This window comes from Vibrio sp. Of7-15 (assembly GCF_022347565.1).
Lineage (GTDB): Bacteria > Pseudomonadota > Gammaproteobacteria > Enterobacterales > Vibrionaceae > NORP241.
In genome coordinates, this window is sequence record NZ_JAKRGH010000006.1 from 19,315 (window position 1) to 34,189 (window position 14,875).

Genomic DNA, 14,875 nt, shown 5'->3' on the forward strand with positions numbered 1-14,875 from the left:
TCGTGTTAATTTGTAACTAGCTGGTCTCATTTAATTCGGCTTTTATTTGTTCAGCTGTTAATAAGATACTTTCTTCTTTTTGCTCAAGTTCAAGAGACAATTGAATAAAGATGTCTATAAATCCTTCATTATCTAGATGCGCTCCTTTTTCAATGGCTTCGCAAAAATCACCAAGTTGCATAGCTCCAACGGTTCTTGATGAAGACTTCAGCTTATGGGCGAGCTTCATGGCTTCTTCTTTATCGTAATCTCCGTTTTTATACTCAGCTAATATTTTCATTTCGGGCAGCACAAGCTCGATATAGTCGCTGAGTGCATAAAGATATTCTTCTTTATCGTCTAAGAAGTAATTGGTAATGACGGAGTTATCTAAATAACTGTCAGTCTCGGATGTTTTAGGGATATTTTCTGTAGGTGTGCTTACTGTTTCTTCAGGGGGTACTTCTGTATGTGGTTGTGTATGTGAGTGTGGCAGCCATTTTGCCAGCATGGCTTTTAATTTCAGTAGTTCTGCGGGTTTAGGGAGGTGATCATCCATTCCAACTTCTAAGCATTTATCGGCTTCTCCGACGAGTGCATTAGCAGTGAAAGCAATAATAGGGACTTCGCGATCTTCATTTTTTTGAATGGCTCGTAGAATTGGAGCCGTTGTATAGCCATCGCGGTTTGGCATGTGGCAATCGAGTAAAACCAATGAAAACATATGCTGGCGGTACAGCATTTCAGCTTCGATACCATCGTTAGCAATGTGGCATTGATAGCCTAATTTTTGTAGCTGACGTTTTACAACATCTTGATTTACTGGGTTATCTTCAGCAACTAAAATAAGTTCATCTTTTAAGTGTTCATTATTTACTTCATCGATACTTTCTTCATAATTTAAGTTAATAGGGCTTTCTAACCCCATTAATACTCTGAAAGCATAGACAAAATTGGTTATTTTAATTGGGGATGAACCTAATGCTAAATGGGTAGGGGAATAGTGTTCTATTTCTTTTTGGTCTCTGTTTAGGCAAATTAACTTTAATTGATTAATTATATCTTCAGATATCCCTTCATTTATTAAAATAGAATTAATGGGCTGTTTGTGATCATAAATCACAACGGTTGGTTCAATAGTATGTGTAGTTTGTTTTATTTCAGATAAAGAACTAGGTTCAACTTTTTGATTTTTAAAGGCATTGATATAGCTGGTGATAATTGTTTGTTTTTTAGGGTCTTGTATTAAGTTTATAAACTTAACCGTTTGAGTTGAGGTATTAAAATCAATGTAATGGTGATCGGTGACTTTAAGTTCTATTTCTATTTTAAAATCAGCGCCTTTACCGACTTCACTTTCTACTGAAACATGACCACCCATTAAATGAATGAGGTTTTGTGAAATGGCAAGACCGAGCCCGGTACCACCAAACTTACGGGTGGTTGAGGACTCTGCTTGAGTAAAAGGTTGGAACAGATCGTCTTGTTTGTCTTTGGCAATACCAATGCCGTTATCTTTAATGCTGATCTCCAATAAGATACTGTCGGTTTGTGTTTGTTTATTACGGATGGAAACACAAACAACCCCTTGCTTTTCTTTACTTTTTGAGAATTTAATGGCATTGCCAATAAGGTTGAACAAAACCTGCCGTAGCCTGACAGGATCCCCTTGTACCTTTTGAGGGATCATGGGGTCAATGTATAAATTAAGATGAATATTGTTCGTTTCAGCAGTCGGTACAAGTGTATCCATTACCCCTTCAAACAGAGAGATTGGGGTGAACTCTATTTTTTCTAAGCTGAGTTTACCGGCTTCAATTTTTGAAAAGTCGAGAATGTCGTTAATGATGCTAAGTAGTGAAAATGCGGAGTCCCTGATGGTTCCCGTCATGGATTTTTGATCACTATTGAGAGGGGAAGTCATTAACAAATCAATCATGCCGATTACACCGTTCATTGGTGTACGAATTTCATGACTCATGGTTGCTAAGAAGTTGGCTTTTGCTTTTGAAGCGGCTTCTGCTTTTTCTTTGGCTTCTAATAATTGGGATTCGCTGACAATAATGAGTACAGCAATAATGAGATCGAGAATAACCAGCATAAAAGTTTGCTGAAATAGTACATGAAAGATTTTATCGTTTGCTAAGTTGGGGTCGTAAAAGAGGCTTAGTTCCCCTAAAACCACAGGCTGGCCGAAGTTATCATATTGTATGGGGGCACTTATTTTAGTTAACTCTGGAGAGGGGGGATCGGTCAGTGTTTTTACTACCGTTGTATTAGGTTCTTGGTAGTAAGGTTTGCCTAAGAAGGTGACTGCACCATCGGTACTGCTCACTTTGATGGCGGCAACATGAGGCTCAATAAGCTCCGATTTGAGGTTAATACTGACGGCTTTGTCGTCAAAATTCCACATGTGAATAGGAAGGTTATTTTGAAGACGTATCAAGGTGTTTTGATTGTCTCGCTTCAAATCTTCCACAAGCCGATTTTTTTCATTAAGAAAATTGTAATAACCAAATAAAGCAAGGATCAGCGTAATAACGATGACGATCTTACTTATAAATCGGAGTTTTATCGTTTTATACATAGAGTGATCAAGGCCCTAACTGCTTTATACAATGCCTTATCGCACTCTTTATTGACTCTAAAGTGAGTGTGATAAGGACAGAAACTTGTTTTCAATGTTGAGTATAGTCAAAAATTGAAATTGCATTTAAGGATAAATATTTGATCTCAACGCAATATTAGATCTTTGCGAGGTATGCACGACTCTTACTTTTTTTCAAAGTCGTTCTTTACAATTTCTAGCGCGCTTAAAATGGTGCTTTTTGGCAGCTCACTGCTTTCTAAAAGGTAGATGAGATCGACGGCAAGCTTAATGTCATCGGGAGCGCTGTCTAGACCAGATGGTTGGGTGTCATTGTCTGTATTTTGTTTTGAAGAGTCTGCCAAAGTGTATACCTTCTTTACTTAATAAAAATGTCAAACGCAGCGTCAAAAAGTTGCTGGTGCAACGGGATAAGGTGTTCATGCTGAGTATGATAGCCACCACCAACAACAGCAGCAATAGGAATATTATGCTGTTGACAGTGGGTTAGAATGAAACGGTCTCTTTGCAGAATCCCTTCTTTACAGACATTAAAGTAACCCAGTTCATCATCAACATGAATGTCGACACCAGCGTCGTAAATAATCAGATCGGGTTGGTGAATCCGCGTGGCCATTTCGATAACAGGAATGATGGCATCTAGGTATTGAATGGTGTTGGTGCCTCTTTCTAGTGGTAGATCGTAGTTGGACAGCGGTTTTCGAGCAGGGAAGTTTTTGTCGCAGTGGACCGATAACGTGATGATGTTGGGGTGATCCGAAAATAGTGTGGCGGTTCCATCACCATGATGCACGTCGCAATCAATAATTAGTATGGTATCAACATCTGGATGTTTTAGTGCGTGGTGTGCAGCAATGGCTAAGTCATTAAATACGCAAAATCCACTGCCAAAATCATAATGAGCATGGTGATAGCCACCACTTAAATGTAAAGCGATACCGTGCTCTAGAGCTAGTTGTGCAGTGAGAGTAGTGCCAGCGGCTGAAGTCAGTGTTCGCTCTAGTAGCGCTTCACTCCAAGGGAAACCAATGCGTCGCATTTTTGCAGCTGGCAAAGTGTTTTGTACGATATGATCTACGTATTCAGGATGATGTATTTCTTTAATGTGTTCTGGTGTTAGTGGGGTTGGTTGATGAAAAGAGATGTTGTGTTTGATTTGCGGGTTTTGTGTGTATTGCTTTTGAATGGCGTCAAAGAGAAGGCGATATTTCGTAATAGGGTAGCGGTGCTCGCTTGGTAATGGTAATTCTGAATAGATCGGGTGATAGACTAACGGGATCATCTTTTGTTTCTTCTGCTAGTATCGTAGATAGAAAAACAGGCTTACGAATAAGCCTGTTAAAGAAAGTTATTATAAGGGGTATGATTACCAATCAATGCCTTTGAGTGCTTTGACTCCGGAGTCGAAGGCATGCTTTACATTTTTTACTTCAGACACGGTATCTGCCATTTCAATCAATGTTCTGTGAGCACCTCGGCCAGTAATGACAACAGATTGCATGCTTGGGCGATTATTTAATGCTTCAACCACTTCATCAAGCTCGACGTAGCCATAGCTGACCATGTAGGTAAGTTCATCTAAAAGAACCACGTCTAAGCTCTCATCAGCCAGCATTTTCTTACATTCTTGCCAGATTTCTTGAGCCGCTGCGGTATCAGCTTCTTTATTTTGCGTTTCCCATGTGAACCCTGTGGCCATCACATGAAAAGTAACACCATGTTGGGTAAGGAGGTTTCTTTCTCCGCAGTCCCAAGTACCCTTAATGAACTGAGCGACACCACAGGTTAACCCGTGGCCAACTGCGCGAGCGACAGTACCAAAACCTGACGTTGATTTTCCTTTGCCATTACCTGTAATAATGAGCAGAAGGCCTTTTTCTTCTTGTGCGGCGGCGATCCGTGCATCAACATTCTCTTTTACTTTCTGTTGACGTGCCTTATGACGAGTTTCTTTATTGGTTTCGGTAGTCATGGGTTAATCTCTAGTTTACGGTAAGAGCAACAAGCACTAAGTAGCCAGTGATTTCAATCAGTTGTTGTGCAGCACCAAGGCAATCGCCAGTGTATCCGCCTAAATGACGGTTGAACCAAATAATGCATAGGCGTCGAACTAATAAGGCACTTAGGAAGACGGCAAAAGCATAACCTAAAGGCAGTAATAAAAGCAGAACAACAGCTGCAGTTAAGCTTAGTACTTTAATGTCAAATAAGGTTTGAACATTCGCCAGCGGTTTTACTTTGCTTTCTTTATCTGCTTGCACATAAGGCAGAGCACAAATAATGCTTGCCGCACCAACACGGCTGATAGTGTGCATCACAATCAGAGCAATAGCAGGATGACTGACTTCTTGTAAAGCAAACCACTTAAAACCAAGCACAGTAACAAGTGCTAACGTACCATATGTTCCCACTCTGGAATCTTTCATGATTTCAAGTTTGCGTTTTGGCTCCCAAGCACCACCAAAGCCATCAAAAACATCAGCAAGGCCATCTTCGTGGAAACCGCCTGTTAACCACAAACCCATTAAGATAGCGATGCCCGCTGATAATGAATCTGGTAGGAACAGGTTAGCAATGCAGTAAGCGGCTGCGGAGATTAAACCAACGACTAAACCCACAGCACCAAAGTAGCGGTTAGCTTGATTAAGTTTTTCTGCACTGTAATCGATTTTACAGATCACTGGGATACGAGTAAAAAACGAAAGGGCAATTAAAAAGAGTTCAAATTCTTGACGAAGCTTAATCAAACTAATACTCCTGCATCAGCAAAGGTAGACATGTTGGTATAAAAGTCACAGGCGGAACGGATAATAGGTAAAGCGAGTGCTGCACCTGTGCCTTCACCTAAACGCATGCCTAAATTAAGAATTGGGCGTGCGTTTAAATGTTCTAACACGATACTATGACCTGATTCTTCAGAGTGGTGACAGAAAAACATATAGTCACGACAATTCGGGTTTATTTTTGTTGCTATAAGCGCTGCAGCAGTAGAGATAAAACCATCCACTAAAATCAGCATTTGGTTTTGAGCTGCATGCAGCATACCACCAACAATCTGAGCAATTTCAAAACCACCTAAATGAGCAAGAATGTTCATTGGGTTAGTGAGTTGCTCTGCATGTAGTTCAAGAGCTTGTGCTATTAACGCTTTTTTCTTTGCTAATTGTTCTTGAGTAATTCCTGTGCCTAAACCAACACAGTCGTCAGAAGGAATACCAAGAGAAGCGGCGGCAATAGCAGAAGCACTCGATGTATTTCCGATCCCCATTTCACCAAAAGCGACAAGGTTTGAGCCACTGATATAGCAACGTTCAACAACACTCGCTCCATTGGAAAGTGATTGTTCTACTTGCTCTAGGCTCATTGCAGGGGCTTTTGTAAAGTCTTGAGTGCCACAAGAAATACGTTTATCGATAAGATCGGGGTGGTGAACGATTGGATTTTTAATTCCTGCATCAATAATGTAAAGATCTAAGCCATTAGTGCGACAGAAGCAGTTAATGGCAGCACCACCATTAAGAAAGTTCTTTACCATCTGAGTGGTCACAGCACTCGGTGCAATACTTACCCCTTGTTCTGCAATACCATGATCAGCAGCAAAGACCAGCATAGTTGGTTTTTTTACTGTAATCACTTCAGATTGCTGAATAAGTGCAATTTGTTTTGCGATCTCTTCCAGCTGGCCAAGGGAGCCTATTGGTTTTGTCTTAATATCAATGTGCTGTTGAATCTCACCAGCTCTTCGGCTATCTACGGCTGGTATTGTAAACATACTCATGAAGTTCCACTTTTATAAGGCTGTTATGTGCTGACACCAAATACATATTAGAACTGACATTCTCCAAGAGTAACATGGAGGTGCATGTCATGGGTTATTCCGGCCATGAGTATGCTGTTCTTACTTTATTGACGTTGCGCAGATTTAAAATCAATCAAGGATTTTGCTCTACCAAGGCTATAACATCAAGTAATAACATCTCATTTTTCTATTCTGACGGTTATCTGGACAAAATACAGGCAACAATGTTCTCAAGAAGGAGTAAATGTGAATGAATGTTACTAAATTGAGATGGAACGCCGTTCGTGTTGCTGCTTATAAAATCTTGTAATTGGTTAAGATTTGCGGAGTTGGATGAATGGATGTTTAATTAGTAGTAATGGCGCAGACATGGTGATATTGCCTTTGCAACTTATTGATAGGTAAAGCTATGATACGGATATATGAATGGCTATCAGAAACAATTTCCAAGGTTGGTAGAATGAAGCAGCACAAAAAAAGCATTCTTGTGGTTTGTATGGGTAATATTTGTCGTTCACCCACAGGTGAGGCGGTATTAAGAGCAAAGGCCGCACAGCAAGGATTAGATATTGTTGTGGATTCGGCTGGTACGATTGGTTTTCATAAAGGCAGTAAACCCGACCCGCGATCGAGTGCTGTAGCAGAGCAGCGAGGCTATAATTTTGATGGCATCCGATCTCGCCCCGTTGTTGCAGGAGATTTTGAAAAATTTGATTTGATCCTGGCATCTGATAAAGCCAATTTAGCGGATTTATATGATGTTTGCCCGCAAGAGCATCAGAATAAATTAGCTTTATTTTTAAGCTTTTCTGATTCTGAATATGATGAGATCCCAGATCCTTATTACGGTGGCCCAAAAGGATTTGAGTTGGTGCTGGATTTGATTGAAGGGGCGAGTGATAAGATTTTGGCTCTGCCGAGCTTAGCGAAAGAAAGTGTAGAAGAAGATAAATGACTCATTTGATTTAAATACAAAAAAGCCCAGTGTTGTACTGGGCTTTTTTATGTTGGGGAATAATGTAGTGAAGATTAGTACAAAGTGTTTGTTGCGACTTTGTAAGTTGGATCTTCTTTTACATTGATTTCAACTAAGCTACCTGCTTTATGCAGTAGAGCGTGGCAGTCTTGGCTTAGGTGACGTAAGTGCAATGTTTTACCTTGGCTTGAGTAACGTTCAGCAAGAGTATCAATCGCTTCGATTGCTGAATGATCAGCAACACGTGATTTTGCAAAATCAACAATGACGTCTTGTGGGTCATTTTGTGTATCGAATAGTTCTAAGAAGTTAGCTACAGAACCAAAGAAGATCGGGCCATTCACTTCATAAACTTTAGAGCCTTCTTCATTGATGTGATCATCAGCAAAGATATGTTTTGCGTGTTCCCATGCAAAGATAAGTGCAGATACGATAACACCTACAGCTACGGCGATGGCAAGATCGGTCAGTACAGTCACTACGGTAACCAGTACAATCACGAAGAAATCTTGCTTTGGTACACGGCGTGCTAGTTTGAAGGTTGCCCATTCAAAGGTACCGATAACGACCATGAACATAACACCAACAAGTGCCGCTAGTGGGATCATTTCGATCATGGAAGACGCAAATAAAATGAAACCAAGTAGGGCCAGTGCAGCCGTAATACCGGATAAGCGACCACGGCCACCTGAGTTTACGTTGATCATTGACTGACCAATCATGGCACAACCACCCATCGCTCCGAATACTGAACAAGTAATGTTTGCCATGCCTTGACCAACACACTCACGGTTACTGTGACCACGAGTAGACGTCATTTCATCTAAAACAGTTAAAGTTAGTAGTGACTCAATTAAACCAATCGCAGCAAGGATAAGAGCGTAAGGCAAGATAATGCTCAGCGTTTCTAGGTTAAACGGTACCTCTGGGAACGCAAAAGTCGGTAGGCTACCAGCCAGAGTCGCTGTTTCATCGCCACTCATGGTACGTAGGAAATCGACAACCGTATTGGTGTCTAAGCCACACACGTGAACGATAGCGGTGACACTAACGATGGCAACCAATGATGATGGTACCGCAGTAGTTAGTTTTGGTAAGAAATGGATGATTGCCATAGTAAGGGCAACTAACCCCAGCATTAGCATCATAGCATTATTGTCTAACCATACTAGGTTGCCTGCTGCATCTGGAGTTTTAAATTGGCCAAGTTGAGCTAAGAAAATAACAATCGCAAGGCCATTAACAAAGCCGATCATAACAGGGTGGGGAACCATGCGAATGAATTTTCCAAGCCTGAATATACCAGCGGCGACTTGGAAAAGGCCGGCTAGTAAAATCGCAGCAAATAGGTATTGAATCCCATGAGTAGCAACAAGGCTTACCATTACCACTGCCATTGCGCCTGTCGCACCAGAGATCATACCTGGACGGCCACCAAAAATTGAGGTGATTAGGCCAACAATAAAGGCAGCGTATAAACCTACCATTGGATCAACGCCTGCCACAAAAGCGAAAGCAACAGCTTCTGGAACAAGTGCAAGAGCAACCGTTAAACCTGACAGAATGTCATTTTTAACAGAGTGATTGGAAAATTTCGGGAATTCAAACATTTGGTTAAGTTATCTTCTTTTTTGGTTGTTTTTCAGGCATGCGGAGCCGCGAATCCTACAGAAATCTGTGATTAACTTCAACTTAATCATTTATGTATAGACGATAAATATAAAAATTGGATTATAGCGGCATAAAAAAAGCCATGCTTTCACATGGCTTTTATTTTATGTTTATCTAAAACATGCTGTTATGAGTAACTCGCAGGTTTTGTCATAGGTGACTGAGCCTGACGTGTTGCTACTAAACTACCCGCTTGACGTGGAGTGAAGCGCTCTTCGCGGAAAGCTGCTGCAACAATTTTAATCTCGGCCAACTTTTGTGTACCAGGCGCTTTAGCCATTGGTGCTGTAACATGAGCTTTATACACAGGAGCCGGTTTCACTTCTGCTGCTTCAACTGGAGTTGTTGCTACTTCTTTTTCAGCTTTCTCAGTATTTACTTCAGTAGTAGTTTCAGCTTTTGGCTCTGCAACTACTTCTTCCGTTACTGCTGCTTCTACTACGGTTACTTCAGTGTCTACTGGAGCGTCTTCTGTTTCCGTTGCGATAGGCGCTTCTTCAGTTGCAGGTGTTACTGTTGCAACTTCTTCTAACTTCTCTACTTCAGCTGGAGCAGTGTATGGAAGAAGTACTTTACCCATTGCTAGTTCAGGGCATGCAACACCACCAACGTTTGGTCTTACTACTGCTACTTCTTCAATTACTGCCACTTCAGCTGTTGTTGCCACTTCTTGTTCTTTTTGAACTGAAGTTGCTTTAACTGTTGGTTTGAAGTTAGGCCATACTTTACCCATTGCCATTTCAGGAGAGGCTACGCCTGAACTTAATTTAGCTGGGTTAACAGCTGGCTTGTAGTCACGACCACGACGGCGGCGTTGACCACTTGCACGAAGGTGACGAGGAGAACGGCGGTTGCGACGTTGACCTTCTTGACGCTCTTGTTTTGGCTCTTTGGCTTCTTGCGCTGCTTTTGGAGCTTCTACATTCGCTTCAACTTGAGTATCTACAACGGTATCTTCTTGGTTTGCTTGTGTAATACGAACTTTTTTCTGAAGTTGACGACGTTGACGACGCTCTTTTACTTTCGGAGCTTGTTCTTGACGTTTTTCAGATACAGTTTCTGTATTTTGTTGTGCTTCAGCGGCTAATTGCTGACCTTGTTCAACAATCTTACGTTGCGCTTTGGTTTGCTGTTTTTCTTGCTTCTCTTGTTTCGCTTTCTCAGGGCGTTGACGCTCTTCCTGACGCGCTTTCTTCTCTGTGTTTCGTGCCGGTTTTTCAGTGCGTTCACCACGCTCGTTACCAGATTGGTTGCGGCGATTCTTACGTTGAACATCACGGTCACGGTTTGAGTTACGACGGCGATTCTGAGTCTGCTCTTGCTTCGCTTCTTTCTTCGGCTGCTCTTCTGGCTGTTGTTCTTCTGTTAGCTGAGAGCTACCAAAGAAGAATGTACCAAGTGCTTTGAAAATACGGCCGACGATACCAGTGTTTGCCTCTGTTTCTGATGCTGGCTCAGAAGCTTTCTTCGCTGGTGCTGACTTTTCTTTCTTAGCTGGAGCTGATTGATTTGGTGTTGCAAACCCGTGCAGAGCTGGCTCTTCACGTTTTCTCTTCACTGTTTCTGTCGTGATGGATTCTTCAGCTTCTTTTAGTGCTTCTAATTTCTTAGGCAGCAAGTAAGAAAGGATGTTGTCTTCATCACCGTCACGTACGCGAACCACCTCAAAGTGTGGAGTTTCCATGTCAGAATTTGGAACAATGGTAACACGTACATTGTGATATTTTTCAATGTGTTGTACAGACTTACGCTTCTCATTAAGAAGGTAAGAAGCAATTGGTACTGGCACAATCGCAAGTACTTGAGAGCTATTATCTTTTAGTGATTCTTCTTCAATTAGACGAAGTACAGACAGAGCTAGAGATTCGTTATCACGAACAACACCAGTACCTGTACAACGAGGACAAATATGGTGGCTCGCTTCTGCAAGAGAAGGGCTCAAACGCTGGCGAGACATTTCCAATAGGCCAAAGCGTGAAATTCGACCAATTTGTACACGAGCGCGGTCCATACGAACAGCTTCGCGTAAGCGATTTTCAACTTCACGTTGGTGACGGATTGGCGTCATGTCGATGAAATCGATAACAACAAGACCACCTAAGTCACGAAGGCGCAATTGACGAGCAATTTCGTCGGCAGCTTCAAGGTTTGTGTTCAGTGCTGTTTCTTCAATATCACTGCCTTTTGTTGCACGAGCAGAGTTAATATCAATAGACGTTAGTGCTTCTGTCGGGTCAATAACAATTGAGCCACCAGAAGGTAAGCGTACTTCACGCTCAAATGCAGATTCAATTTGGCTCTCAATTTGGTAGTGGCTAAAAAGTGGCACTTCGCCTTCGTAGTGTTTAACACGAGAGATAAAATCTGGACGAATAAGTTTAATGTGTTCTTTTGCACGTTCGAAAATAGTCGTGCTATCAATTAAAATCTCACCAATATCGCGGCGTAAATAATCACGAATCGCACGAACAATAACATTACTTTCTTGGTGGATTAGGAATGGAGCAGGGTTTGATTCAGAAGCTTCTTTAACCGCATTCCAGTGGTTAAGCAGAACGTTTAAATCCCACTCTAGCTCTTCAGCAGATTTACCAACACCAGCAGTACGAACAATCAGTCCCATACCTTGTGGTAATTCTAAAGTACTTAATGCCGCTTTTAATTGAGTTCGTTCGTCACCTTCGATACGGCGAGAGATACCGCCCGCACGAGGGTTGTTTGGCATTAAAACTAAGTAGCTACCAGCCAGAGAAATAAACGTTGTAAGAGCAGCACCTTTGCTACCACGCTCTTCTTTTTCAACTTGAACGATAACTTCTTGGCCTTCTTTTACCACATCTTTGATGCTTGGGCGGCCTTTGTATGTGTAACCTTCTGGGAAGTAGTCGCGAGCAATTTCTTTAAGAGGTAGGAAACCATGTCGTTCGGCTCCGTAATCGACAAAAGCTGCTTCCAAGCTTGGCTCGACACGAGTGATACGTCCTTTATAAATATTTGCTTTTTTAGATTCGTGGCCTGGGCTTTCGATATCTAGATCGAATAGGCGCTGGCCATCAACTAATGCGACGCGCAACTCTTCCTTCTGAGTTGCGTTAATCAACATTCTTTTCATTTGTGATTACTCATTTTTATATTGTAGTTATTACTTGCTTGCCAAATCTTATTATTGACGGTGCCAGATCCCAAGGCTGATAACAGTGCAGCCTCACGGCTGGAATTTCAGGGATGCGCTTAGGGCACACACATCAACAAAATCTAAAATAAAATTGCTGATCCACCTCAAAACTAAGGCGGGCGTCTCCAATACATCAACAAAAAGATGACTGGTAAGACAAGTAAAAAAGGCCCAGTGTCTTAAACGTCTTACGCCAACTGCAGCGTCTAAGTCATCGGGTTGTCTGTTTTTTGTTCGTTTTGGCGATAGTTTATTCACTATACACAAAAAGTAAGCTTAAAAGCCTATTTCAGGGTGCAACTATAGCAGGGTGACTTTTTTGCGGCAATCTGCTTTATCAGTAAAGCGGTAAAAGCTCTTCATTTATGGGGAGTAGTCTGCAAACCCATGGTAGAATGAAAATTATGAACGATGACAAACCAAAAGTGCAATTCATCGAAATTGACGATGATTTTGCAGGGCAGCGGATTGATAACTTTCTCCGTGCTCGATTAAAAAATGTACCAAAAAGTATGGTTTACCGTATTCTTCGTAAAGGAGAAGTCCGTGTAAATAAAAAACGTATTAAACCTGAATATAAATTGCAAGGTGGCGACCTGGTTCGTGTACCACCCGTGCGAGTTCCTGAGTCTGATCAAGAAGCATTACCGAGTACAAAATTGGATAAAGTTGCTGAATTAGAGTCGTGCATCATTTATGAAGATGATCACATGCTTATTCTCAATAAGCCTTCCGGTACAGCCGTTCACGGTGGTAGTGGGTTGAAGTTTGGTGCTATTGAAGGTCTACGTGCGTTACGGTCTGATGCGAAATACTTAGAGCTGGTGCACCGTATTGATAGAGATACATCAGGTATTCTGTTGATTGCCAAAAAACGTTCGGCGCTACGTCGTTTGCAAGAGCAATTTAGAACCAAAACCGTACAAAAATACTATTTTGCGTTGGTAATGGGTGAGTGGAAATCAAGTTGTAAAGTGGTAAATGCGCCATTACTGAAAAATGAAGTTAACAGCATTGTTCGTGTTAATCCACAAGGGAAGCCTTCCGAAACACGTTTTAAAGTTTTAGAGCGTTTTTCTCAGGCAACGTTAATCCAAGCGAGTCCGATCACGGGACGAACTCACCAAATTCGTGTTCATACTCAATACACGGGTCACCCAATTGCGTGGGATGATCGTTATGGTGATCGACGATTTGATGCTCATACAGGGAAGGTCGGGTTAAACCGTTTGTTCTTGCATGCGGCGAATATTCGTTTTACGCACCCAGGTACAGAAGAACTGATGACAATTGATGCGCCTATGGGAGAGCAGCTAGAGTCGGTAATCAAAAAGCTGAGAAACCAGAGCTGATTGCTTTTGTTGCAAAAAATAAAAAAACATAAAAAGCGAGTTGTGTAGCTCGCTTTTTATTTACTTATCTTAAACTACTTTAAGATTGAGTAGTTTTCTGTTTCAAGCATATCAATGAGAGATATGAGAGGAAGCCCAATTAGTGTGTTGGGATCTTTTCCTTCTAATCTGTCAAATAATGCGATGCCAAGGCCTTCACTTTTAAAGCTGCCAGCGCAGTTAAGTGGCTGTTCTTTTTCTATGTAGTTTTCGATTTGCAGCGGAGTCAGCTCACGAAAGTGGACTTTGAAAACTTCACATATAGTTTGTGCGGTGTTTGATGTGTTGTTGTAGAGGGAGAGCCCAGTATAAAAAGAGACACATTGGCCGCTAGCTTGGCTTAATTGTTCAATGGCTTTTTCTTTTGTGTGTGGTTTACCAACAATTTTTTCGTTGATTACGCAGACTTGATCGGATCCAATGATCAAGCTGTTAGGGGGGAGATCATTGCAGGATCTCGCTTTTTTTTCCGCTAAACGTTTCACTAGATCCATCGCGGGCTCATTATCAAATGGGGTTTCATCGCAATTGGGTGAAACACAGATGAAAGGGATCTGCAGTTTTTCTAAAATAGATCGTCGGAATGGGGAGGTTGAGGCCAGCACGATCGTAGGTTTCATAATTCGCTCACTGTTAAAAATATTTTATGTGATTATTGATATCTTGAGCGGAATAGCAACGAATACTAAAAAAGCATAAGAATTTGTGCCTTTTCCTTTGACTCTAAGGCATTAGAAAGATAACATGCGCGCCCTATGCAAAAGGTAAAATTACCGCGAACGGTCGATCCAGCTCGTGCCGCTCAAAAGAGACTTGATTACGATGGTATCATCCAGTCGAGCCTTTTAAAGCGACTAGCAGAATCCACCGAAGGCGTAAATAGTGATGCTGAAGTCACATTATCATTCAAGGTTGATGAACAGCGACTCATCGTTATCTCTGGTAAAGCTAACGTAAACGTGTCGTTGGAGTGTCAGCGCTGTAATGAGAACTATACTCAAGAGTTCAATATTTCATTCGCTTATACGCCATTTTATAATGACGAAAAAGCAGAAGGAGTACCAGAAGAGTACGACTTCGTAGAATTGAATGAATTTGGCGAGTTAGATCTTATTGAGCTTATCGAAGATGAGTTCATGTTAGCACTGCCTCAAGTTGCCATGCATGATGAAGTTGATTGTCAGGTAGATTCAAACAATTTGGTATTTGGTGAAATTCCTGAAGAGGAAGAGAAACCGAATCCATTCGATGTTTTAAAAAATTTAAAACAGTAACA

General features: G+C 41.5%; 12 protein-coding genes. 3 read left to right on the forward strand and 9 right to left on the reverse strand.

What is annotated here, in order from left to right; genetic code table 11:
* Positions 1–16: 16 nt before the first annotated feature.
* From MHO82_RS08885 to cobT, 6 genes are all read right to left on the reverse strand, one after another.
* Complete coding sequence (locus tag MHO82_RS08885) at positions 17–2,566, reverse strand: ATP-binding protein (protein WP_239183544.1); 2,550 nt, start codon at positions 2,564–2,566, stop codon at positions 17–19.
* A gap of 185 nt (positions 2,567–2,751) precedes the next feature.
* The gene (locus MHO82_RS08890; RefSeq protein WP_239183546.1) at positions 2,752–2,931 is read right to left on the reverse strand and encodes a DUF2496 domain-containing protein; all 180 of its coding nucleotides are present in this window, start codon (positions 2,929–2,931) and stop codon (positions 2,752–2,754) included.
* Positions 2,932–2,945: 14 nt separating this feature from the next.
* Positions 2,946–3,869 carry a histone deacetylase gene (locus MHO82_RS08895; RefSeq protein WP_239183547.1) on the reverse strand — a complete coding sequence of 308 codons (924 nt, stop codon included), beginning with the start codon at positions 3,867–3,869 and terminating at the stop codon, positions 2,946–2,948.
* An 84-nt stretch (positions 3,870–3,953) separates the two neighbouring features.
* Positions 3,954–4,559 (reverse strand): cob(I)yrinic acid a,c-diamide adenosyltransferase, encoded by a 606-nt coding sequence (gene cobO / locus MHO82_RS08900; protein ID WP_239183548.1) that lies wholly within the window; start codon positions 4,557–4,559, stop codon positions 3,954–3,956.
* 10 nt (positions 4,560–4,569) lie between these two features.
* On the reverse strand, positions 4,570–5,334 hold the full coding sequence (locus tag MHO82_RS08905; protein WP_239183550.1) for an adenosylcobinamide-GDP ribazoletransferase: 765 nt from the start codon (positions 5,332–5,334) through the stop codon (positions 4,570–4,572).
* Positions 5,331–6,359 (reverse strand): nicotinate-nucleotide--dimethylbenzimidazole phosphoribosyltransferase, encoded by a 1,029-nt coding sequence (gene cobT / locus MHO82_RS08910; RefSeq protein ID WP_239183750.1) that lies wholly within the window; start codon positions 6,357–6,359, stop codon positions 5,331–5,333. The genes MHO82_RS08905 and cobT overlap by 4 nt, the downstream gene beginning before the upstream one ends.
* 487 nt (positions 6,360–6,846) lie before the next feature.
* On the opposite strand from cobT, the gene MHO82_RS08915 reads away from it, so the two are divergent.
* Positions 6,847–7,341: a low molecular weight protein-tyrosine-phosphatase gene (locus MHO82_RS08915; protein WP_239183551.1), complete on the forward strand. Its 495-nt coding sequence runs from the start codon at positions 6,847–6,849 to the stop codon at positions 7,339–7,341.
* Positions 7,342–7,415: 74 nt separating this feature from the next.
* On the opposite strand, the gene MHO82_RS08920 is transcribed toward MHO82_RS08915, so the two are convergent.
* Together MHO82_RS08920 and rne are read right to left on the reverse strand one after the other, a co-directional pair.
* Positions 7,416–8,972: a SulP family inorganic anion transporter gene (locus tag MHO82_RS08920; RefSeq protein ID WP_239183552.1), complete on the reverse strand. Its 1,557-nt coding sequence runs from the start codon at positions 8,970–8,972 to the stop codon at positions 7,416–7,418.
* Between the two features lie 188 nt (positions 8,973–9,160).
* Positions 9,161–12,145: a ribonuclease E gene (gene rne, locus MHO82_RS08925; RefSeq protein WP_239183553.1), complete on the reverse strand. Its 2,985-nt coding sequence runs from the start codon at positions 12,143–12,145 to the stop codon at positions 9,161–9,163.
* Between the two features lie 467 nt (positions 12,146–12,612).
* Between rne and rluC the strand changes: the two genes are divergently transcribed.
* Positions 12,613–13,560 carry a 23S rRNA pseudouridine(955/2504/2580) synthase RluC gene (gene rluC, locus MHO82_RS08930; RefSeq protein ID WP_239183554.1) on the forward strand — a complete coding sequence of 316 codons (948 nt, stop codon included), beginning with the start codon at positions 12,613–12,615 and terminating at the stop codon, positions 13,558–13,560.
* 74 nt (positions 13,561–13,634) lie between these two features.
* On the opposite strand, the gene MHO82_RS08935 is transcribed toward rluC, so the two are convergent.
* Positions 13,635–14,219, reverse strand: a complete 585-nt coding sequence (locus tag MHO82_RS08935) for a nucleoside triphosphate pyrophosphatase (protein ID WP_239183555.1) — start codon at positions 14,217–14,219, stop codon at positions 13,635–13,637.
* A 135-nt stretch (positions 14,220–14,354) separates the two neighbouring features.
* Here MHO82_RS08935 and yceD point away from each other — a divergent pair, with 135 nt between their 5' ends.
* The gene (yceD, locus tag MHO82_RS08940) at positions 14,355–14,873 is read left to right on the forward strand and encodes a 23S rRNA accumulation protein YceD (protein ID WP_239183556.1); all 519 of its coding nucleotides are present in this window, start codon (positions 14,355–14,357) and stop codon (positions 14,871–14,873) included.
* The last annotated feature ends 2 nt before the right edge of the window (positions 14,874–14,875 follow it).

Excerpts from the sequence above, each read along its gene's own strand:
- MHO82_RS08885 (WP_239183544.1), bottom strand. The coding sequence starts at position 2,566 with ATGTATAAAACGATAAAACTCCGATTTATAAGTAAGATCGTCATCGTT.
- MHO82_RS08895 (WP_239183547.1), bottom strand. The coding sequence starts at position 3,869 with ATGATCCCGTTAGTCTATCACCCGATCTATTCAGAATTACCATTACCA.
- cobO (WP_239183548.1), bottom strand. The coding sequence starts at position 4,559 with ATGACTACCGAAACCAATAAAGAAACTCGTCATAAGGCACGTCAACAG.
- cobT (WP_239183750.1), bottom strand. The coding sequence starts at position 6,359 with ATGTTTACAATACCAGCCGTAGATAGCCGAAGAGCTGGTGAGATTCAA.
- MHO82_RS08915 (WP_239183551.1), top strand. The coding sequence starts at position 6,847 with ATGAAGCAGCACAAAAAAAGCATTCTTGTGGTTTGTATGGGTAATATT.
- MHO82_RS08920 (WP_239183552.1), bottom strand. The coding sequence starts at position 8,972 with ATGTTTGAATTCCCGAAATTTTCCAATCACTCTGTTAAAAATGACATT.
- rne (WP_239183553.1), bottom strand. The coding sequence starts at position 12,145 with ATGAAAAGAATGTTGATTAACGCAACTCAGAAGGAAGAGTTGCGCGTC.
- rluC (WP_239183554.1), top strand. The coding sequence starts at position 12,613 with ATGAACGATGACAAACCAAAAGTGCAATTCATCGAAATTGACGATGAT.
- MHO82_RS08935 (WP_239183555.1), bottom strand. The coding sequence starts at position 14,219 with ATGAAACCTACGATCGTGCTGGCCTCAACCTCCCCATTCCGACGATCT.
- yceD (WP_239183556.1), top strand. The coding sequence starts at position 14,355 with ATGCAAAAGGTAAAATTACCGCGAACGGTCGATCCAGCTCGTGCCGCT.